This window comes from Micromonospora sp. NPDC049497 (genome assembly GCF_044465805.1).
In the GTDB taxonomy this organism is placed as follows: Bacteria; Actinomycetota; Actinomycetes; order Mycobacteriales; family Micromonosporaceae; genus Micromonospora.
The window spans coordinates 361,048-380,632 of the sequence record NZ_JBITMC010000002.1; the positions used below are offsets into that span (position 1 = coordinate 361,048).

At 72.5% G+C, this 19,585-nt stretch carries 21 protein-coding genes; 13 read left to right on the forward strand and 8 right to left on the reverse strand.

Annotated features, from left to right (window positions below):
• Positions 1 to 40: 40 nt before the first annotated feature.
• Entirely contained in the window at positions 41 to 877 is an 837-nt protein-coding gene (locus tag ACIBR0_RS04945; RefSeq protein WP_396712733.1) for a DUF308 domain-containing protein, read from the reverse strand.
• A gap of 340 nt (positions 878 to 1,217) precedes the next feature.
• Here ACIBR0_RS04945 and ACIBR0_RS04950 point away from each other — a divergent pair, with 340 nt between their 5' ends.
• Entirely contained in the window at positions 1,218 to 1,931 is a 714-nt protein-coding gene (locus ACIBR0_RS04950) for a lysophospholipid acyltransferase family protein (protein WP_396712734.1), read from the forward strand.
• Between the two features lie 4 nt (positions 1,932 to 1,935).
• Here ACIBR0_RS04950 and ACIBR0_RS04955 read toward each other — a convergent pair whose 3' ends face one another.
• Positions 1,936 to 2,628: a Crp/Fnr family transcriptional regulator gene (locus ACIBR0_RS04955; protein ID WP_357037321.1), complete on the reverse strand. Its 693-nt coding sequence runs from the start codon at positions 2,626 to 2,628 to the stop codon at positions 1,936 to 1,938.
• 238 nt (positions 2,629 to 2,866) lie between these two features.
• Between ACIBR0_RS04955 and ACIBR0_RS04960 the strand changes: the two genes are divergently transcribed.
• The 7 genes from ACIBR0_RS04960 (at position 2,867) to ACIBR0_RS04990 (ending at position 7,831) form a co-directional block, all read left to right on the forward strand.
• On the forward strand, positions 2,867 to 3,364 hold the full coding sequence (locus tag ACIBR0_RS04960) for a polyadenylate-specific 3'-exoribonuclease AS (RefSeq protein ID WP_396712833.1): 498 nt from the start codon (positions 2,867 to 2,869) through the stop codon (positions 3,362 to 3,364).
• A gap of 56 nt (positions 3,365 to 3,420) precedes the next feature.
• The gene (locus ACIBR0_RS04965; protein WP_396712735.1) at positions 3,421 to 3,927 is read left to right on the forward strand and encodes a pyridoxamine 5'-phosphate oxidase family protein; all 507 of its coding nucleotides are present in this window, start codon (positions 3,421 to 3,423) and stop codon (positions 3,925 to 3,927) included.
• Between the two features lie 166 nt (positions 3,928 to 4,093).
• Complete coding sequence (locus ACIBR0_RS04970) at positions 4,094 to 5,122, forward strand: 6-phosphofructokinase (RefSeq protein WP_357037315.1); 1,029 nt, start codon at positions 4,094 to 4,096, stop codon at positions 5,120 to 5,122.
• 77 nt (positions 5,123 to 5,199) lie between these two features.
• Positions 5,200 to 6,018 carry a pyrroline-5-carboxylate reductase gene (proC, locus tag ACIBR0_RS04975; RefSeq protein ID WP_396712834.1) on the forward strand — a complete coding sequence of 273 codons (819 nt, stop codon included), beginning with the start codon at positions 5,200 to 5,202 and terminating at the stop codon, positions 6,016 to 6,018.
• Between the two features lie 235 nt (positions 6,019 to 6,253).
• Positions 6,254 to 6,769 (forward strand): helix-turn-helix domain-containing protein, encoded by a 516-nt coding sequence (locus ACIBR0_RS04980; protein WP_396712736.1) that lies wholly within the window; start codon positions 6,254 to 6,256, stop codon positions 6,767 to 6,769.
• A gap of 10 nt (positions 6,770 to 6,779) precedes the next feature.
• Positions 6,780 to 7,343, forward strand: a complete 564-nt coding sequence (locus ACIBR0_RS04985; protein ID WP_396712737.1) for a PIN domain-containing protein — start codon at positions 6,780 to 6,782, stop codon at positions 7,341 to 7,343.
• Between the two features lie 137 nt (positions 7,344 to 7,480).
• Positions 7,481 to 7,831: a DUF2203 domain-containing protein gene (locus ACIBR0_RS04990; RefSeq protein WP_357037312.1), complete on the forward strand. Its 351-nt coding sequence runs from the start codon at positions 7,481 to 7,483 to the stop codon at positions 7,829 to 7,831.
• Between the two features lie 5 nt (positions 7,832 to 7,836).
• Here the strand turns inward: ACIBR0_RS04990 and ACIBR0_RS04995 are convergent, their stop codons facing one another.
• From ACIBR0_RS04995 to ACIBR0_RS05010, 4 genes are all read right to left on the reverse strand, one after another.
• Positions 7,837 to 8,481, reverse strand: coding sequence for a class F sortase (locus tag ACIBR0_RS04995; protein WP_396712738.1), 645 nt, complete (start codon positions 8,479 to 8,481; stop codon positions 7,837 to 7,839).
• Positions 8,478 to 9,335: a DUF4397 domain-containing protein gene (locus ACIBR0_RS05000; RefSeq protein ID WP_396712739.1), complete on the reverse strand. Its 858-nt coding sequence runs from the start codon at positions 9,333 to 9,335 to the stop codon at positions 8,478 to 8,480. Before ACIBR0_RS05000 ends, ACIBR0_RS04995 begins: the two co-directional genes overlap by 4 nt.
• Before the next feature lie 144 nt (positions 9,336 to 9,479).
• On the reverse strand, positions 9,480 to 10,229 hold the full coding sequence (locus ACIBR0_RS05005) for an NADPH-dependent F420 reductase (protein ID WP_396712740.1): 750 nt from the start codon (positions 10,227 to 10,229) through the stop codon (positions 9,480 to 9,482).
• A 93-nt stretch (positions 10,230 to 10,322) separates the two neighbouring features.
• Positions 10,323 to 10,811, reverse strand: coding sequence for a glutathione peroxidase (locus ACIBR0_RS05010; RefSeq protein WP_396712741.1), 489 nt, complete (start codon positions 10,809 to 10,811; stop codon positions 10,323 to 10,325).
• Positions 10,812 to 10,975: 164 nt separating this feature from the next.
• On the opposite strand from ACIBR0_RS05010, the gene ACIBR0_RS05015 reads away from it, so the two are divergent.
• From ACIBR0_RS05015 to ACIBR0_RS05030, 4 genes are all read left to right on the forward strand, one after another.
• Positions 10,976 to 12,616: a glycosyl hydrolase family 18 protein gene (locus ACIBR0_RS05015; protein ID WP_396712742.1), complete on the forward strand. Its 1,641-nt coding sequence runs from the start codon at positions 10,976 to 10,978 to the stop codon at positions 12,614 to 12,616.
• Between the two features lie 221 nt (positions 12,617 to 12,837).
• Positions 12,838 to 13,326, forward strand: a complete 489-nt coding sequence (locus ACIBR0_RS05020) for a hypothetical protein (protein WP_357034221.1) — start codon at positions 12,838 to 12,840, stop codon at positions 13,324 to 13,326.
• Between the two features lie 87 nt (positions 13,327 to 13,413).
• Complete coding sequence (locus ACIBR0_RS05025; RefSeq protein WP_396712743.1) at positions 13,414 to 14,820, forward strand: class II 3-deoxy-7-phosphoheptulonate synthase; 1,407 nt, start codon at positions 13,414 to 13,416, stop codon at positions 14,818 to 14,820.
• Positions 14,821 to 14,885: 65 nt separating this feature from the next.
• A complete protein-coding gene (locus tag ACIBR0_RS05030; RefSeq protein ID WP_396712835.1) occupies positions 14,886 to 15,905 on the forward strand; it encodes a threonine aldolase family protein in 1,020 nt (339 codons plus the stop codon).
• A gap of 200 nt (positions 15,906 to 16,105) precedes the next feature.
• Here ACIBR0_RS05030 and ACIBR0_RS05035 read toward each other — a convergent pair whose 3' ends face one another.
• Positions 16,106 to 16,975 (reverse strand): deoxyribonuclease IV, encoded by an 870-nt coding sequence (locus tag ACIBR0_RS05035; RefSeq protein ID WP_396712744.1) that lies wholly within the window; start codon positions 16,973 to 16,975, stop codon positions 16,106 to 16,108.
• Entirely contained in the window at positions 16,972 to 18,957 is a 1,986-nt protein-coding gene (gene pknB, locus ACIBR0_RS05040; protein WP_396712745.1) for a Stk1 family PASTA domain-containing Ser/Thr kinase, read from the reverse strand. The genes ACIBR0_RS05035 and pknB overlap by 4 nt, the downstream gene beginning before the upstream one ends.
• Before the next feature lie 201 nt (positions 18,958 to 19,158).
• Between pknB and ACIBR0_RS05045 the strand changes: the two genes are divergently transcribed.
• The gene (locus tag ACIBR0_RS05045) at positions 19,159 to 19,551 is read left to right on the forward strand and encodes an Rv2175c family DNA-binding protein (protein ID WP_396712746.1); all 393 of its coding nucleotides are present in this window, start codon (positions 19,159 to 19,161) and stop codon (positions 19,549 to 19,551) included.
• Positions 19,552 to 19,585: the final 34 nt, after the last annotated feature.

Sequence of the window (19,585 nt, forward strand, 5' to 3'; positions counted from 1 at the left end):
AGGTCCCGCCATACGGGCACGACCCCGCCCCGCGGGCTGGTCAGACGACGGCGCCGTCGTGCGGGTCGCGGTCGTCCTCGTCACCCGGGCGCAGCCGCCAGATCAGGGTGACGAAGCCGGCGAGGATGCCGGTGAAGCCGAGCAGGGTCACCACCGCGCGGTCCGCCGGGAGCACGTCGGGAAAGAGGAAGAGGACGAAGCCGACCACGATGCCCAGGACGCCGAGCACCGCGTACTTGGAGAACCGGGGCAGCGGCGGAGGCGGTGGGGGGGTGTAGCCCTCCTCCTCGTCGTCGTCCGGCAGGTCGGCGCCGAAGGTGTCCAGCCCGTCCAGCAGCGACGGCTCGTCCTGTCGGCCGCGCCCGACGGTGATGCCGGAGACGTCGGCGGCCCACGGCAGACGGCGTACGTCCGTGGCGGTGGGCCCGGTCGGGTCCTCGCCGCCGGTACGGCCGACCCCACCGGTCGGCCCGGGGTCGTCCACGTCCTCGGCGGCCGGCCACGGGTTGGCGCCGGCGGTGCTGGGGGTGGCGTGGAAACCGGCGACGATCCGCGCCCACTCGGCGTCGATGTCCGGCTCGTCGTCCCGGGACCGCTCCGCGCCGCCCTCGTCGGCGAGCTGCGTCAGGTAGTCACGGGCGGTGGTCAGGTGTGAACGGTCGACGTAGAGCCGGTCGACCGGACGGGACGGGACGGTGGTGGTGCGGGTGACCGGGTTCAGGTCGGCGGAGGGCTGCAGGTAGGCGGCGATCCCGCCGGCGGCCAGCACGTCGAGCAGGTGTTCGCCGACACGCGGATCGACGTCGCCCGCGACGGCGTACTCGCTCGCGTCCAGCCCGTTGTCCCGCCGTCCCCGGCGAGCCCCACCCGCTGACACCGGACATCCTCCTCGTCGCGCGCCTGTGGCACGCCCGTTCGAGCCCCCTCGGCGTCGACCCGCTCGCCGTGTCTACGAATCGTGACACGTCGGCACCCGGTTCCGGGAGTGCGTTCTGTCGCGTCTTCCAAAGTCAGCGACCGTCCGCTGGTCGCAGGCGAGGCCGTATGTCCGTTTGTGCACCCGGCGCCGTCCTTCGCCGGCCCGGGGAAGCAGCTCACGTGTGACGTGAAGCTGGCCGGCTGTCCGTTGTGGTGGCCCGCGTCCGCTCCGTAGGCTCGTCGACGACGAGGTGCCCGGCATCGCGGGCCGTCGCGGGTCACCCACCGAAAGGACGCCGGTGCTGTACTGGCTGCTGAAGTACGTCATCCTCGGGCCGCTGCTCAGGCTGATCTTCCGCCCGCAGGTCGAGGGCCTGCACCACGTACCCGCCACCGGCCCGGTGATCCTGGCCAGCAACCACCTGTCCTTCTCCGACTCGATCTTCACGCCGCTGATCGTGCCGCGGAAGGTCACGTTCGTCGCCAAGGCGGAGTACTTCAGCGGCAAGGGGATCAAGGGCTGGCTGACGAAGATGTTCTTCGTCGGCACCGGCACCATTCCGGTGGACCGCTCCGGCGGTCGGGCCGCGCGCGCGGCACTCGACACCCAGCTCACCATCCTGCGGGCCGGCGGCATCGCCGGCATCTACCCGGAGGGCACCCGCTCCCCGGACGGGCGGCTCTACCGGGGCAAGACCGGGGTCGCCCGGCTCACCCTGGACAGCGGCGCCCCGGTGGTGCCGGTGGTGATGCTCAACCTCGACGAGATCCAGCCGCCGGGCAAGCTCATCCCGAAGGTGCAGCGGGTGCGGATCCGCTTCGGCCCGCCGCTCGACTTCTCCCGCTACGCGGGGATGTCCGGTGACCGGTTCGTCGAGCGCGCGGTCACCGACGAGATCATGTACGAGCTGATGGAGCTGTCTGGCCGGGAGTACGTCGACATGTACGCCCAGAAGGCCAAGGGAAGCCCTCCGCCGGCCGCCCCCGCGCCTCGGGAGCCCGTGGCCGCCTGAGCGGTCAGCGCTCGCTCATGCCGGCGCGCCGGCGCAGCGAGGCGACGTCGGTGACGACGATCCGGCGACCCTCGGTACGCAGCCAGCCCCGACTGGCGAACGACCCGATCGCCTGGTTGACGCTCTGCCGCGACCCGCCGGCCATCTCCGCGAGCTGGCTCTGGTTGAGCTCGATCGTGATCATCGGAGCCTGGCTCTCACCGGCCAGCCGCACCAGCGTCTTGGCCACCCGACCCGGCAGGTCGAGGAAGACGTGGTCGGCGTTCTGCTCGGTGAGCCGGCGGATCAGGCCGCCGAGCGAGCGCATCACGGCGTCGAGGATGCGCGGGTTGGAGTGCACCAGCTCCATGAAGGCCGGCCGGGACAGCGCCAGCGCCGCGCAGTCCTCGATGGCCTCGGCGGAGGCCGAGCGGGTGGAGGCGTCCAGCAGCGAGACCTCGCCCAGCACGTCCGGGGGCCTTATCACCGACAGCACCGCGCGTTCCCCGGTCGGGGCGGTGCGGAAGACCGCGACCGCGCCGCGCCGCAGCACGATGAGCGACTCGCCGGGATCGTTCTCCACGAAGAGCAGCTGGCCCTTGCGGTACGTCCGGGGCACGGCCGCCGCGATGACCCGTTGCCGGACCTCGGGCTCCAGCCCGGCGAACATCTCGACGCCCGTGAGGGCGTCACCCGGCTCCGGCAGGCGCATCTCCACGGCCCAACCCCTCCCCGGTCAAGGACCACAACTCGCTCACCGGGTGAACCCTCAAGGCCCTGCGCAAGGTGAACTGACACCGGTTCGGCGTCCGGTAGCGGTACACATCAGATCATGACGGTCCGGTCGCGTGCTGTACAGCCCTCACGTCACTTCCGTGACAGTCCGCAACCTGCGGCGGGGGCGGCCGGCCGCCCCGGTGGGCGGTGCCGAGGGGGCGTCGGCGAGGATGGCGGGAATGGTCTACCGCTACTTCTACGACTGCGAGTTCATCGAGGACGGCCGGATCGTCGACCTGGTGTCGATCGGCGTCGTCGACGAGTACGGCCGTGAGTTCTACGCCGTCTCCACCGAGTTCGACGACTCCCGTGCCGTGCCCTGGGTGCGCCGCAACGTGCTCGACAAGCTGCCCTCCCCGGCCGACCGCGCCTGGCGCTCCCGCGAGCGGATCCGCGACGAGTTGCTCGACTTCCTGCTGGAGCCGGTCCGCGACCGGCCGGGTGAGCAGTTGGAGCTGTGGGCCTGGTACGCGTCGTACGACCATGTGGTGCTCGCCCAGCTGTGGGGTGCGATGCCGGCGCTGCCCCGGGAGATCCCCCGGTTCACCAAGGAGCTGCGCCAGCTCTGGGACGATCGGGGCCGGCCGACGCTGCCGGATGCCGACGCGGCCCGGCACGACGCGCTGGTGGATGCCCGGCACAACCTCGCCCGGTGGCGGGCGATGACCGGTTCGTAGGTTTGGTCCGTTCCGTCCCGGGCACGGTCTCGTGAGCCGAGGCGAGGGAGAGGCCCATGAGCAGCAACGCACCCAGTGACGCCGCCGACGCACGGCGGCGGGTCACGGAACTGGTCCGGGAGGCGCGGATCTGCATGCTGACCACCACGGCGGTGGACGGCCGGATGGTCAGCCGGCCGATGGCTCTGCAGGAGGCCGAGTTCGACGGGGACCTGTGGTTCTTCGCGTACGCCGACTCGGCCAAGGTGCGGCAGATCCGGGTGAATCCCGAGGTCAACGTGTCCTTCTCGGACCAGAGGCACAACGCCTGGGTGTCGGTGTCCGGCACCGCCCGGGAGAGCTTCGACCGGGCGAAGGCCGAGCAGCTGTGGAACCCCCTGCTGAAGACCTGGTTCCCGGACGGTCTGGACACCCCCGGCCTGACCCTGCTGACCGTGCGCGCCGGCTCCGCCGAGTACTGGGACTCGCCGAACAGCGCCGTGGTCAACCTGCTCGGTTTCGCCAAGGCGGCGGTGACCGGCCGGCCGCCGGAGGGCGGGGAGAACCACGAGGTCAGCTACTGACCGGTAGCCGGTACGCGCCCGGGGCGGCCGGTCGTCGTGCACCGTCGGCGACTACAGTGCGCACTGACGGCCCGCCCCGGGCCGGCAACGGCGCCGATGGTCTGATGTGACGCATATCCTGGGGCAATCCGGGCTTCATTGATGCTCCCAGGAGGATGAGCAGATCATGCGTATCGGCGTGCTCACCGGCGGCGGCGACTGCCCAGGTCTCAACGCGGTGATCCGGGCGGTGGTCCGCAAGGGCGTCACCAACTACGGTCACGAGTTCGTGGGTTTCCGGGACGGCTGGAAGGGTCCCCTCGAGGGCCTGTCCCGCCCCCTGGGTATCGCGGAGGTCCGCGGCATCCTGCCCCGCGGCGGCACCATCCTCGGCTCGTCCCGCACCAACCCCTTCAAGATCGAGGGCGGGGTCGAGCGGATCAAGGACAACCTCGCCGCGCAGGGCGTCGACGCCCTGATCGCGATCGGCGGCGAGGACACCCTCGGCGTGGCCACCAAGCTGCACGAGCTCGGCGTCAACGTGGTCGGCGTCCCGAAGACCATCGACAACGACCTCGGTGCCACCGACTACACCTTCGGCTTCGACACCGCCGTCAACATCGCCATGGAGGCGATCGACCGGCTGCACACCACCGCCGAGAGCCACCACCGCACCCTGGTGGTCGAGGTGATGGGCCGGCACGCCGGCTGGATCGCCCTGCACGCCGGCCTGGCCGGTGGCGCCAACGTCATCCTGCTGCCCGAGCGGCAGTTCGACGTCGAGCAGGTCGCCGGTTACGTGGAGAAGCGCTTCCAGCACCAGTACGCCCCGATCGTCGTGGTCGCCGAGGGCGCGCAGCCGCTCGACGGCCAGATGGTCCTGCACAACCAGGAGCTGGACGCGTTCGGCCACGTCCGGCTCGGTGGCATCGGCCAGTGGCTCGCCGAGCAGCTGGAGGCCAAGACCGGCAAGGAGGCCCGCACGGTCGTGCTCGGGCACATCCAGCGCGGCGGCACCCCGACCGCGTTCGACCGGGTGCTCGCCACCCGGCTGGGCCTGCAGGCCATCGACGCGGTGCACGAGGGCGACTGGGGCAAGATGGTCGCCATGCAGAGCACGGACATCGTCCGCGTCCCGCTGGCCGAGGCCACCCGCGAGCTGAAGACCGTGCCGCTGGAGCGGTACGCCGAGGCCGAGGTCTTCTTCGGCAGCTGACGACCGGTGGCGATCGGCGTCGCGGCGGGCCGCCCGGTCCGCCGCGACGCCGCACCGTGAGGAAGGGGTACGGCGACATGGTGGGTGCGGTGCACACGGTCGCGGTGATCGGCGCCGGCAAGATCGGCGAGCTGATGCTCTCGGGGCTGCTGCGCTCCGGCTGGCCGGTGGACCGGCTGCTGGCCACGGCCCGTCGGCCGGCGCGCGCGGAGGAACTGACCGCCCGCTACGGCGTACGGGTGGTGGACAACCTGACCGCGGTGGACGAGGCGGCGGTGCTCGCGGTCTCGGTCAAGCCGCAGGACGCGGCGACGCTGCTGGCCGAGATCGGCCCGAAGGTGCCGGCGGACAAGCTGGTGATCTCCCTCTGCGCCGGCCTGCCGACGACCTTCTTCAGCCGCCGGCTGCCCGAGGGCACCCCGGTGGTCCGGGTGATGACCAACACCCCGGCGCTGGTCGACGAGGCGATGACGGCCATCTCGGCGGGCGCGCACGCGACCGGGGCGCACCTGGAGCTGGCCGAGGAGATGTTCAAGCCGCTGGGCGCCACCATCCGGGTGCCCGAGTCCCAGCAGGACGCGGTCACGGCCCTGTCCGGCTCCGGCCCGGCGTACTTCTACCTGCTCGTCGAGGCGATGATCGACGCCGGGATCCTGCTCGGCCTGCCCCGGCAGGTGGCGCACGACCTGATCGTGCAGACCGCGATCGGCTCGGCGGTGATGCTGCGCGACTCCGGTGAGCACCCGGTGAAGCTGCGTGAGGCGGTCACCTCGCCGGCCGGCACCACCATCTCCGCCATCCGTGAGCTGGAGAAGCACGGCGTCCGCGCGGCGCTGCTCGCCGCCCTCGAGGCGGCCCGGGACCGCGCCCGGGAGCTGGCTGCCAAGGCCGGCTGAAACGAGTTTGCCGGGCCGCTGACGGGATCCCTCTCCTGACCGTACGCCGGTCACGGCGCCTGCCGTGGCGGCCCGACCATGCGGTCCGGTCTGCACCGCAGGCCCGGCACGTCCAGCAGGCGGAGTGCGCCGCGACCGCCGAGGCGACCGTTCACACGGCCAGCGTGAAGCTACCCGCTCTCCACGGGACCCGCCGTCCCGTTCCTGCGTCGTCACTATCGTTTTTTTCGTTTCGGTGGGTATCGTGGTGACGGGATCAATGGCATCGGAGGATCTTGTGACGGTGGTGCCCGCAGGGGGATCGGCGCCCAACGGGGATGAGCTGCGGCGTTTTGCTCAGCGGTCGCTCCGAGGGCGGAGCCTTCAGTTGATCGTCGATGGGGGAGAGCCGGTCGATGTGCCGCCCATGGTGGGTGAAGCCCTCGCCGAAGTCGTGTCGATCCTGGGCCGAGGACGGCCGGTGCGGGTCATGGCGGAGAACGTTGAACTGTCGACCGGGGAGGCCGCCGCGATCCTGGGCGTGACCCGCCCGACCGTGGTCAAGCTGATGAACGACGGCGTTTTGCCCTACACCCGCCCCAACTCCAGCCGCCGGGTCGCGTTGCACGACGTGCTGGCCTACAAGGAGCGCCGATCGAGGGCGCGCCGTGAGGCACTGGACGAGTTGACGGCGGACGCGGTCGACATGGGCGTCTACGACGAAGCGATTCGGCGCGGTCGCCAGCCGTCAAGCGACCAGTCGAACGAGTGATCGTCCGCTGATGATCGTAGCCGTGCTGGACGCCTGCGTCCTCGTGCCCAGTGTGCTCGCCGACACCCTGCTGCGCTGCGCCGAGCAGGACCTGTATCGCCCGCTCTGGACCCGGGCGATCCTCGATGAGGTCCGCCGGAACCTTCCGCCGTCGGCACTCGGTGCCAAGGCCGAACGCAGGGTCGAGGTCATGCGAGATTACTTCCCGGAAGCAATGGTCTCAGGGTACGAGCACCTCATTGCCGAGATGACCAACGATCCCAAGGATCGCCACGTGCTCGCTGCTGCCGTCGCCGCCGATGCGGAGGTGATCGTCACCGCCAACCTCCGCGATTTCCCCGACCACGCACTCGCGCCGTACGCCATCGAGGTGCTGCATCCGGATGATTTTCTCTGCATGCTCTTGGAGGATGACCCGGAACGGATCGCAGACATCGTCGTGCAGCAGGCAGAGGCCACTGGGAGGGGCGGGAGGCCGAAGCTCAGCGTGGACGACGTCTTGAGTGGCCTGGCCGGATGTGGGGTGATCCGGTTCGCCCACCGGGCCTCCCTCAACCTGGCTGACGGCCGTTGACCGGAAATGAAGCGTCGTCCTCCGGTGCCGGATGTCCTGCTCGGGCGCGAATCGCGGTCCGGACAATCGACAGTTCGTGCCAGTTCCCCAGTTGCCACCGGGGCGGGGAACAGGACACGTACCGCATACTGTGCCGCGTGTTCACTCTCGCCCAGGCCCGGCACCTGGTGGCCACCCTGCGCCCGCGTGTCGACGAGCTGATCCGGCTGCGCGCCGACCTCGCCGAGCTGCGGGCGGACCTCGCCGACCACGGCGTGAGCGCGCTCGGCGGCCGCGCCGAGGTCAAGGGTCTGGAGGCGCGGATGCACGGGGTGGTGGACGAGCTGCACGCCCACGACATCCAGGTCAAGGGCATCGCTCCGGTGCTGCTCGACTTCCCCGGCGAGCGGGACGGCCGGCCGGTGCTGTGGTGCTGGCTGGAGGGGGACACCGACGTGCGGTGGTACCACCGTGTCGAGTGCGGCTTCGCCGGCCGCCGCCCCGTCTGAGCCGCTCACTCGGCGATCGCGAACACCACCACGTTGTCCCGGTAGTGGCCGGTGCGCCGGTCGAAGTCCCCGCCGCAGGTGACCAGGCGCAGCTCCGCCGCGGGCGTCGGGCCGTACACGGCCTCGGTGGGGAAGCGGTCCTTCGCCACGCGTACCGCACCGGTCACCCGGAACGACACCGTATGGTCGCCGCGCCACACCTGCACCCGGTCACCGGGCCGCAGCTCGCCCAGCCGGGCGAACACGGCCGGCCCGGTCCGGGAGTCCAGGTGTCCGGCGATCACCGCCGGGCCCGGGTCACCGGGGACCGGGCCACCGCCGTACCACCCGGCGGTCGCGAAGTCGGTCGGTGGTGCCAGCGCCCCGGCGGCGTCCAGCCCGAGCACGGTCAGCGGCGAGTCGACGCCGATGCGCGGGACGCGTACCCGGGTGGGAACCGGTCGCGGCGTGGTGCTCGCGCCGGCCGACGGGCAGTCCTCGGCGCAGCCCGGCCGCCATCCCGCCACGGGTGGTGCCGCGTCGGTGGTGGTCGCCAGCCCGACCCCGGTCCCGGCCGCCAGGCAGAGCGCCGCACCCACCGCGACCAGCGCGGTGGTCGGTGCCCGGCGGGCGCGGTGCCGCCGGATCGCGGGGCCGGACCGGCCGGTCACCAGGTGCCACGCCCCCGGCGCCGCAGCAGCACCAGGCCCGCGGCGAGCGCGGCCACCGCGACCCCGCCGACCACCAGGGGGTACGCGGACCGTCCGGCCGTGCCACCGGCGCCGGTGTCGATACCACCCGCCGGTACGACGGCCGCGCCGCCGGCGGCGTCCTGCCGCAACTCGGTGGTGAGCCCGCCCTGCTTGCCGTCCAGCACCAGCAGCGAGTAGACCGCGCCGCCGTCCAGGGTGACCTCGGTGTCGGTGGTCGGCCCGCCCGAGCCGCCCAGGCGCAGCCGCCAGCGGCCCGCCTCGACCTCCCGGTAGTCCGAGGTGGTGGCGAAGCGGACGCCCTCGGCGATCCGGGGCCCGTCGGCGGCGGCCACGTCGACGATCGGCGCGCGCACCGACGCCTGGACGACGCGAACCCTGGCCCGTCCCGCCGCCGGCGTGCTGAGGTCGTCGCGCAGCACCCGCAGTCCCAGGTCCGCGTACCGGCCCACCCCGGCGACCGTGTGCGCCGAACCGCTGGTCACCGCCACCTCGGTGGTCAGCACCGGAGGCTCGTCGGCCGGCGCGCCGGCCTGGCGCATGGCGACCGCGTAGCGGCCCACCGGCAGCGGGAGGTACGTCGACACGACCCCGTAGCCGACGGCCGGGAACACCTGCGGGTCCGGCCGGCCGGGTGCGGCGAGGTAGACGTCGACGGCGGGGGTGTCGGGGGAGAGGTGCGCGAGCCGGACGTAGCCGACCGTGGCTGCCCCGGCCCCGGCCGGCGCACCGGCCACGGTCAGCGTCGCGGTGCCGAGCAGGAGCGCGCCGGTGCCCGCGAGCAGGCGGCGCGATGCGGCGGGGAGCAGGCGCATGTCGCCTCCGGGTGGCGTGTGTGCGGGGTCCGCGTACAGAGTCCCGTCAGTGGGACTTGGGCGCAACCCCTGACACGCCGTGCCCCGCCCGTTGGTGGGCGGGGCACGGCGTGTCGAGCGTTGGCGCGTCGCCGACGGGGTGGCTCAGCGGGTCGCGGCGGCCAGGGCCTCGCGGACCTTGTCGGCGCCCCCCGGCGCCTCGCGTTCCCAGTCCTGCGGGTCGGCCGAGTAGATCGTTCCGTAGGCCGGGGTGTCCGGCTGGTACCGCCAGGTGTCGCCGAGCGAGCCGGCGTCGACCGCGTCGTAGCCGACCTGGTCGAGGAAGGCGGTCACCTCGGCCTTGGCGCCGGCGTCGTCACCGGCGATCGGCAGCGCGCTGCGGTCGGCGCTGCCGGCGGGCCGGGCCAGCGCCTGCAGGTGCTTGAAGAAGATGTTGTTGAAGACCTTCACCACCCTGGACCGCGGCAGGTGCCGCTGAAGCAGCTCACTGCTGGTGTTCTCGCCGGAGTCCAGCTCCGGGAACTGCCCGTCCCGCTCGGGGTAGTAGTTGTTGGTGTCGATCACGACCTTGCCGGCCAGCGGCTCCACCGGCACGTCCCGGTACGCCTTCAGCGGGATGGTCACCACCACCAGGTCGCCGGCCTGCGCCGCCTCGGCGGGCGTCGCGGCGCGGGCCCGGGGGCCCAGTTCGTCCACCAGATCCTTGAGGGTCTCCGGTCCACGCGAGTTGCTCAGCACCACGTCGTAGCCGGCGGCCACCGCCAGCCGGGCCACCGTGCTGCCGATGTGTCCACTGCCGATCAGTCCCACAGTCGTCATGCCAGTCCCCAACCCCGTCCGCCGTGTCGGCATTCCCCACCGGCGTGGTCGACAATGGGCTGGCCGCCCGTCCAACCTACTGTGGACCGGACCGCTCGGAAGCCGCTTCGCCCTCTTCAGGCCCCGCCGACCTGGGCCCCGGGGTGTGCCCCGGGGCCTCGTCGCGTCTCAGGCGGGCAGGACCTTCTCGACCGCGGCGCGCAGCTCGGGGGAGTCCGGCGTCACCGTCGGGGCGAACCGGGCGGCCACGGTCCCGTCCGGGGCCACCAGGAACTTCTCGAAGTTCCACCGCACGTCACCGGTGTGGCCCTCGGCGTCGGCGGTGTCCACCAGCGCGGCGTAGAGCGGGTGCCGTGCCGGGCCGTTGACGTCCACCTTCTCGGTCAGCGGAAAGGTCACCCCGTAGTTGGCCTGGCAGAAGTCGCTGATCTCCGCCGCGGTGCCCGGCTCCTGGCCGGCGAACTGGTTGGACGGCACGCCGAGCACCACCAGGCCGCGGTCGGCGTACTCGTCGTGCAGGGCCTGGAGGCCGGCGTACTGCGGGGTCAGGCCGCAGCGGCTGGCGACGTTCACGACCAGCAGCGCGCGTCCCCGGTGGCGCGCGAGGTCGGCCGGGCCGCCGTTGAGGGCGTCGATCTGGGTGTCGAAGACGGTCATGTGCCGAGGCTACGCGGGCGACCTGGTCGGTCACCGGCGTGGCCCGCAGGTCGGTCACGCTCCCACGGGAAATCGAAACATGCACATCTTGACGAAGTGATGACGCCGTGAGTAGCGTCTCACCATCTTCTGGAAAGTTTCCTAACTGTTTGGGGTGACGCCACATGAAGAGATCCCTCCGCCGGGCCCTCTGGGTCGGCGCCGTGATGGCGGTGACCGCCGCCACGGTGCCGATGGCCTCGGCGTTCGGCGCCGGCAGCGTGACCGCGGCCTTCGTCAAGGCACAGGACTGGGGGACCGGCCACGAGACGCGGGTGACCATCACCAACGGCTCGGACGCCTCCGTCAGCACCTGGCGCATCGAGTTCGACCTGCCCGCCGGTACCAGCATCGGCAGCTCCTGGGACGCCGACGTCACCCGCACCGGCGACCACTACGTCGCGGTGAAGAAGAGCTGGGCCGGCCCCCTCTCGCCGGGCGCCACGTTCAGCTGGGGCTACAACGGCACGGGCCCGTTCAAGGCGCCGCTGAACTGCACCATCAACGGCGCGTCGTGCACCGGGGGCGGCACGCCGCCGCCCACCACCGCCCCGCCCACCACCGCCCCGCCCACCACCGCCCCGCCCACGACGGCGCCGCCGACCACCCCGCCCCCCACCACGCCGCCACCGACCACGCCACCGCCCAGCGGTGGCAAGAAGGTCGTCGGCTACTTCGCCGAGTGGGGCGTCTACGGGCGCAACTACCACGTCAAGAACATCCACACGAGCGGCTCGGCGTCGAAGCTGACCCACATCCTGTACGCCTTCGGCAACACCACCGGCGGTCGCTGCACCATCGGCGACAGCTACGCCGACTACGACAAGGCGTACACGGCGGCGGACAGCGTGGACGGCGTCGCCGACACGTGGGACCAGCCGCTGCGCGGCAGCTTCAACCAGCTCCGGAAGCTCAAGAAGATGTACCCGCACCTGAAGGTGATCTGGTCCTTCGGCGGCTGGACCTGGTCCGGCGGCTTCACTCAGGCCGCGCAGAACCCGGCCGCCTTCGCCGAGAGCTGCCACAACCTGGTCGAGGACCCGCGCTGGGCGGACGTGTTCGACGGCATCGACGTCGACTGGGAGTACCCGAACGCCTGTGGCCTCAGCTGCGACGCCAGCGGCCCCAACGCGTTCAAGAACGTGGTGAGCGCGCTGCGCACCCGGTTCGGCTCGTCCGCGCTGGTCACCGCCGCGATCACCGCCGACGGCAGCAACGGCGGCAAGATCGACGCCACCGACTACGCGGGTGCCTCGCCGTACCTGAACTGGATCATGCCGATGACCTACGACTACTTCGGCGCCTTCAACGCGCAGGGCCCGACCGCCCCGCACTCCCCGCTCTACTCGTACTCCGGCATCCCGCAGGCGGGCTTCAACTCCGACGCGGCGATCCAGAAGCTCAAGAGCAAGGGCATCCCGGCGAACAAGCTCCTGCTCGGCATCGGCTTCTACGGCCGCGGCTGGACCGGGGTCACCCAGACCGCGCCGGGCGGGACCGCCACCGGAGCCGCACCCGGCACCTACGAGGCGGGCATCGAGGACTACAAGGTCCTCAAGAACACCTGCCCGGCCACCGCCACCATCGCCGGCACGGCGTACGCCAAGTGCGGCAGCAACTGGTGGAGCTACGACACCCCCTCCACGATCAACGGCAAGATGACGTACGCGAAGAACCAGGGCCTCGGTGGCGCCTTCTTCTGGGAGCTCTCCGGTGACACCACCAACGGCGAGCTGATCGGCGCCATCAAGGGCGGTCTCGGCTGACGCCGAGCGCCGACGCACCACCCACACGGCGGGGAGGGACCACGCACCGGTCCCTCCCCGCCCGCGTGCAAGGAAGGGCCCCCCGTTAACGCCTGCGGTAGAGGAAGGGCCCCTTGTTAACGGTCGACGCCGCTGCGGCACGTCCTTGCGGGCGCCCCGCCAGGTCGATGTGACAGACTCGCCCGTCAACGGGTTCGATGTCCACGGCGACGGAGGTGGGAATGCGCGCGACGCACCGGAGGGTGGCCGCCGGGGCCCTGTTCCTGGCCGTGCTGCCGTCGGCTCTGCTCGGCTGCGGGATCGTCGGGGACGACGACGCGGAACCGGCCGAGAAGCCCGGACGGGCCCCCGCCGAGGAGGCGGCCGCGAAGTCCCGCGAGCGGGTGCAGGCGTACCTCGACGCGATGACCGCCAAGGACGTGGCCGCCGGCCGCAGCCAGCTCTGCGCGACGATGCACCAGAGCTTCGATGCGGCCGCGACCGGTCCCAACGGCGACTTCGCCGACCACTTCGAGGTGCCCCAGGCCGAGATCACCGACGTCCGCCCCGGTCCCCGGGGGCAGGAGGTCAGCACCTCCGTGTCGGTGGCCGTCGGTTCCCGTACGGTCACCCGGCCGCTGCTGTTCACGGTCACCCGGGACGGCGCCGACTGGTGCATCGCCGGCGAGACGCCGGGCGGGAACACCCCCGAACCCGCCGTCACGCCCTGACCTGCGCCTCGGTGAGCCACCTCTCACCAACCGGAACCATCCCCCTCGCCGGCCGGACGTCCCCCCGGTCGCCGTACGCTTTCTGTCATGCGCCATGAGTGGCATCAGCTGAGCCATCCCGCCGTGGGCAGCCCCGGCCTGCAGACCAGCCGTCCGACCGTCGACTCCGCCGAGGACGCGGCCCTGGGTCTGGACCGGTGGCGTGAGCTTCCGCGCCAGCAGATCCCGCCGTGGGAGGACCCGGCGCAGGTCGCCGAGGTCTGCAAGATCCTCGACACGGTGCCGTCGGTGGTCGCGCCCTACGAGGTCGACCAGCTCCGGCAGCGTCTCGCGCTCGTCTGCGAGGGCAAGGCGTTCCTGCTCCAGGGCGGTGACTGCGCGGAGACCTTCGCCGACAACACCGAGAGCCACCTGCTCGCCAACGCCCGCACCCTGCTCCAGATGGCGATCGTGCTCACCTACGGTGCGTCGCTGCCGGTGGTGAAGGTCGCCCGGGTCGCCGGGCAGTACACCAAGCCGCGGTCGCTGCCGACCGACGCCCGCGGCCTGCCCGCGTACCGCGGCGACATGATCAACGGCCTCGAGGCCACGCCGGAGGCGCGGGTCGCCGACCCGCAGCGGATGATCCGGGCGTACGCGAACTCGGCCGCCGCCATGAACATGCTCCGCGCCTACCTCGGCGGTGGCCTGGCCGACCTGCACGCCGTGCACGACTGGAACAAGGGTTTCGTCCGGAACTCCCCGGCCGGCGAGCGCTACGAGGCGATCGCGCGGGAGATCGACCGGGCGCTGGCGTTCATCCGGGCCTGCGGGATGACCGAGGAGGAGGCGCTCCGCACGGTCACCCTCTACTGCTCCCACGAGGCGCTCGCCCTGGAGTACGACCGGGCACTGACCCGGGTCTCCGGCAACCGGGCGTACGGGCTGTCCGGGCACTTCCTCTGGATCGGTGAGCGCACCCGGCAGATCGACGGCGCGCACATCGACTTCATCTCCCGCATCGCCAACCCGATCGGCGTCAAGCTCGGCCCGACCACCACCCCGGACGAGGCGCTCGAGCTGTGCGAGAAGCTCAACCCGGAGAACATCCCGGGCCGGCTCACCCTGATCAGCCGGATGGGCAACCACCGCGTCCGGGACGCCCTGCCGCCGATCGTGGCCAAGGTCGCCGCCTCCGGCGCCAAGGTGGTCTGGCAGTGCGACCCGATGCACGGCAACACGCACGAGTCGTCCAACGGCTACAAGACCCGGCACTTCGACCGCATCGTCGACGAGGTGCTGGGCTACTTCGAGGTGCACCGTGGCCTGGACACCCACCCCGGTGGCCTGCACGTCGAGTTGACCGGCGAGGACGTCACCGAGTGCCTCGGCGGTGCCCAGGGCATCGAGGACCTCGACCTGCCCGGCCGGTACGAGACCGCCTGCGACCCGCGACTGAACACCCAGCAGTCGCTGGAGCTGGCCTTCCTGGTGGCGGAGATGCTCCGTGGCTGACGCGAGGAGTGAGCTTGGGAGCCCCGCAGTCGGCAGCCGAAAGGACGACCGTGGCTGACGCTGACCTGATCGACCTTCGTTCGGACACCGTCACCCGGCCCACGGCCGGCATGCGGGAGGCGATGGCCACCGCCGAGGTGGGCGACGACGTCTACGGCGAGGACCCCACCGTCAACGCGCTGGAGGCCGAGGTCGCCGCGCTCTTCGGGCACGAGGCGGCGCTGTTCGCCCCGACCGGGTCAATGGCCAACCAGATCGCCCTGCAACTCGCGGTGCCCCCGGCGCACGAACTGCTCTGCGACGCCGACGCGCACGTGGTGACGTACGAGATCGGCGCTGCGGCCGCGTACGGCGGGATCTCCTCGCGGACCTGGCCGGCGGTCGGCGCGGACCTCGACCCGGACGTGGTCGCCGCCATGATCCGGCCCGACGGCTACTGGGCGGTGCCCACCCGGGCCATCGCCGTCGAACAGACCCACAACCGGAGCGGCGGCGGGGTGATCCCCCTCGCCACCCTCCGCGAGCTGCGCCGGGTCGCCGACGCCGCGCAGGTCTTGCTGCACTGCGACGGCGCGCGCATCTGGCACGCGCACGTCGCCGACGGGGTGCCGCTGGCGGAGTACGGCGGGCTCTTCGACACCCTGTCGGTCTGCCTGTCCAAGGGCCTCGGCGCGCCGGTCGGCTCGCTCGTCGTGGGCAGCGCGGAGAAGATCGAGCGGGCCCGCTTCATCCGCAAGCGGATGGGCGGCGGGATGCGGCAGGCCGGTGTGCTCGCCGCCGCCGGCCGGTACGCCCTCGCGCACCACGTCGACCGGCTCGCCGAGGACCACGCGAAGGCGGCGCGGCTCGCCGAGGCGATCGCCCCGTTCGGGGTGCTCGCCACCACCGTGCGCACCAACCTGGTGCCGTTGGACCTGACGAAGGCGCCGCTCGACGCGCACGCCCTGGCCGCCGCCGCCCGCGCCCGGGGTGTGCTGATCTCGGTGCTCGGCCCGCGTACCGCCCGACTGGTCACCCACATGGACGTCGATGACACCGCGATCGACCGCGCCACCGACGTGCTGACCAGCATCCTGCGCGCCTGACCCACCCCCGCCCAGGCCGGGCCGGGCCCGGCCGGTCCGCGTTGATCAAGGAGTTTGCGTCACGTTCGGCGCCGATTCTGACGCAAACCTCTTGATCGGCGGCGGGCGGCGGGCGGCGGGCAGCGGGCGACCGGCGGCGGGCGGCGGGCGGCGGGCGACCGGCGGCGGGCGGACGGGGGGTCCGCCCGGCAGTGCGCGGGTCAGGGGCGGAGGCGTTTGAGGATCGCCACGTCGGCGGCGTGACCCTCGTGCTTCTCGGTCGGGGTCTCCACCACGACGGGGACGCCGGCCGTCGCCGGGTGCGTCATCAGCTCCGCGAACGCGGGCTCGCCGATCGTGCCCTTGCCGACGTTCTCGTGCCGGTCCCGGGTCGAACCGCACAGGTCCTTCGAGTCGTTCGCGTGCACCAGCCGCAGCCGGTCCGCGCCGACCGTCGCCACCAGCGTGTCCAGGGTCGCGGTCATGCCGCCCTCGGCGGCCAGGTCGTGCCCCGCCGCCCAGGCGTGGCAGGTGTCGAAGCACACCCCGAGCCAGGGGTGCCCGTCGACCGCGTCCAGGTACGGCTCGAGCTGCTCCACCCGCGAGGCGAGCGACCGCCCGCCGCCGGCGCTCGGCTCGACCAGCAGCATCGGCCCGTCCGCGGCGGCGGCCGAGTCCAGCAGGGGCAGCAGGGTCTCGCGGACCTGCCGCATCGCCGCCTCCGCGTGCCCGGCGTCGACCGCGCTGCCGGCGTGGAACACCACGCCCCGGGCGCCGATCGCGGTGCCCCGCCGCAGGGCGTGCGCCAGGGTCTGCGCCGACCGTTCGACCGTCGCGGCCGTCGGGGAACCGATGTTGACCAGCAGCGAGGCGTGGATGAAGACCGGCACGTCCCGTTCGGCGCAGCCGTCGCGGAACAGCACGTCCTGCACCGGGTCGCCCGCCGGCAACGCCCAGCCCCGGGAGTTGGAGACGTACACCTGCACGACCTCGGACCCGACCGCGTCGACGTACGGCAGGGCCGCCTTCGCCAGGCCGCCGGAGGTCGGCGTGTGCGTGCCGACCGGGCGGTGTGCGGCCGCCGCCGTCACAGGCACCCGATGGTGACCGGGGTGCCCGGGGGCACCTGCGCGTTCTCGTTGCTCTGGAACCGCGTCACACCGTTCGGGTTGAACTGCACGACCACCGGGAGGCCCAGGGCCTCCAGCGTCTGCTTGGCCTGCGGACAGGGCAGGTCGATGACCCGCGGCACCACGACCAGCGGCGGGCCGTTGCTGACCTCCAGCCGAATCTGGGCGCCCTTCTCCACGCCGGCGCCGTCGGCCGGGCTCTGCCCGAGGACCTCGTCCTTGGGCTTGTCCGAGTCCTTGCCGGTCGGCGGCTCCACCAGCACCAGACCCAGCTGCGCGAGGATCGTCCGCGCCTCGTTGAGGTTCTTGCCGACCAGGTTGGGTACCGAGATCGGCGCCCGGCCCTTGCTGAGGAAGACGGTGACCTTGTCGCCGGGTTTGACCTCGGTGCCCGCCTTCGGGTTGGTGTCCACCACGACGCCCGCCGGCAGGTTGTCGTTGTAGCGGGCGGCGCCCTTGGCCACCACCAGCTCCGCCGCGGCCAGGTCCGCCTCGGCCAGCTCGAACTCCTTGCCGACCACGTCCGGCACCGGGAATCGCTGCGGGCCGAGGGAGAGGGTCAGCGTGATGGTGCCGCCCTTGACGATCCGGCTGGCGGAACCCGGGTCCTGGGCGACGACACCGTCCTTCGGGATCTTCTCGTGGTAGCGCGGCTCGGCGTAGTCGAGGGTGAAGCCGCCACGGGTCGCCTGTGCCTCCGCGTCGGCCTTGCTCAGGCTCACCAGTTGCGGAGCCACCGTGTAGCGACCGACACCGACCCACCAGCCGCCGCCGGCCGCGAGCAGGCCGAGCACCACCACGGCGGCGGCCAGCGCGAGACGACCCCGCCGGTCGCCCAGCACCTGAGCGCGCAGCGCGACGAGCCGCGACCACAGGTCGACGCCCTCCTCGGGCGACGCCCGTCGACGGCCGACCCGCTGGCCGCCGGCCTCGGGGAGCCGGGCCCACGTCGGCCGCTGCGCCGGCTGGACCGCCGCCACCATCATCGTCGGCTGGGCCACCGCCGGCTCGTCGGTCACCCGGCGCAGCACCGCGGTATGCGTGTTCGGGTTGCCCAGGTCGTCCTTGGCGACCTGCACCTCGGCCAGCATCGCGCCGGCGTCGGTCGGGCGGGCGCCCGGGTCCCGGCGGGTGGCCCGGCCGACCAGGTCGTCGAGCGCCCTGGGCAGCCCCGGCACCAGCATCGAGGGTGCCGGCACGTCCCGGTCGACGTGCTGCCAGGCGACGTCGACCGGCCGGTCCCCGTCGTAGGGCACGCGGCCGGTGAGCATCTCGAACAGCACGATGCCCGCCGAGTAGACGTCCGTCCGCGGGTCGGCGTGGCCGTCGGTGACCAGCTCGGGAGCGACGTACGCCACGGTGGCCATCAACTGGTTGTTGTCGTCCTCGGCGCTCGCCTCGACCGCCCGGGCCAGGCCGAAGTCGGCGACCTTGACCACGCTGTCGATCAGGTTGGACACGCCCCCGGTCGGCGCCTCGGCGACCAGCACGTTCTCCGGCTTGACGTCACGGTGGACCAGCCCGGCCCGGTGCGCGGCGGCGATCGCGGCGAGCATCTGCTCGGCGATCGCCAGGGCCTCGTCCGGGTTGAGCCGGCGTCGCTCGGCCAGCACGTCGCGCAGGGTGCGACCCCGGACGTACTCCATGACCAGGTACGGCATGCCGCCGTGGGTGCCCTGGTCGTAGACGGCGACCACGTTGGGGTGGGTCAGCCGGGCGATGGTCTTCGCCTCGTCGGTGAACCGCGTCACGAAGCCGGCCATCCCGGCGCGCGTGTCCGGCGCCTGGGTCGGGTGAATGATCTTGACCGCCACGGTGCGCTCGAGGCGCTCGTCGGTGGCGGTGTACACGGTCGCCATGCCACCACGAGCCACGCGACCGCGGATGCGGTAGCGCCCGTCGATCAGTGAGCCCAGCAACGTGTCGGCGACCTGTGTGTCCATCGGCAGGCAGTCTATGTGTCCAGGGGGTGAAGGGAGAACAGGATGCTACAGCCAGCCCCCGACAGCGGCGGTCCCGGCGCGCTCGTACCGCTGCGTACCTGCTCGGGCGGGTGCCGGGGGGACGACGGTCGGGCCCGACCCGCCGGGCGAGCGGCGGGGTGCCGGTGGCCCGGGCCGGGCGGGACGTGGCAGGGTGATCGGGTGACCGACTCCGTACCCGCCGACCAGGGCGCACCCGACCCCGACCTCGCCGGACCCGCCGACCCGGCGGCCTGGCTGAGCCTGCCGGACGTCGCCGAGCGCCTCGACGTGTCGATCAGCAAGGTCCACCAGATGATCCGGGACCGCGAGCTGCTGGCCGTCCGCCGCGCCAACGTGCGGCGGATTCCGGCGGACCTGGTGGCGAACCAGACCGTGCTCAAGCACCTGCCCGGCGTGCTCAACCTGCTGGCCGACGCCGGCTACGACGACGAGGCCGCGTTGCGCTGGCTGTACGAGCAGGACGACACCCTGCCCGGCGGTACCCCGGCCACCGCGCTCGGAGGCGACCAGGCCCGCGAGGTCAAGCGCCGCGCCCAGGCCCTCGGCTTCTGACCTCCGACCCCGGCCCTGTGTGCCGGGCCCTGCG

Coding starts and splice junctions, on each gene's coding strand:
- ACIBR0_RS05015 (WP_396712742.1), top strand. CDS start 10,976: ATGAAGAGATCCCTCCGCCGGGCCCTCTGGGTCGGCGCCGTGATGGCG.
- ACIBR0_RS04970 (WP_357037315.1), top strand. CDS start 4,094: ATGCGTATCGGCGTGCTCACCGGCGGCGGCGACTGCCCAGGTCTCAAC.
- proC (WP_396712834.1), top strand. CDS start 5,200: ATGGTGGGTGCGGTGCACACGGTCGCGGTGATCGGCGCCGGCAAGATC.
- pknB (WP_396712745.1), bottom strand. CDS start 18,957: ATGGACACACAGGTCGCCGACACGTTGCTGGGCTCACTGATCGACGGG.
- ACIBR0_RS04965 (WP_396712735.1), top strand. CDS start 3,421: ATGAGCAGCAACGCACCCAGTGACGCCGCCGACGCACGGCGGCGGGTC.
- ACIBR0_RS04960 (WP_396712833.1), top strand. CDS start 2,867: ATGGTCTACCGCTACTTCTACGACTGCGAGTTCATCGAGGACGGCCGG.
- ACIBR0_RS05000 (WP_396712739.1), bottom strand. CDS start 9,335: ATGCGCCTGCTCCCCGCCGCATCGCGCCGCCTGCTCGCGGGCACCGGC.
- ACIBR0_RS04985 (WP_396712737.1), top strand. CDS start 6,780: ATGATCGTAGCCGTGCTGGACGCCTGCGTCCTCGTGCCCAGTGTGCTC.
- ACIBR0_RS05010 (WP_396712741.1), bottom strand. CDS start 10,811: ATGACCGTCTTCGACACCCAGATCGACGCCCTCAACGGCGGCCCGGCC.
- ACIBR0_RS05025 (WP_396712743.1), top strand. CDS start 13,414: ATGCGCCATGAGTGGCATCAGCTGAGCCATCCCGCCGTGGGCAGCCCC.
- ACIBR0_RS05020 (WP_357034221.1), top strand. CDS start 12,838: ATGCGCGCGACGCACCGGAGGGTGGCCGCCGGGGCCCTGTTCCTGGCC.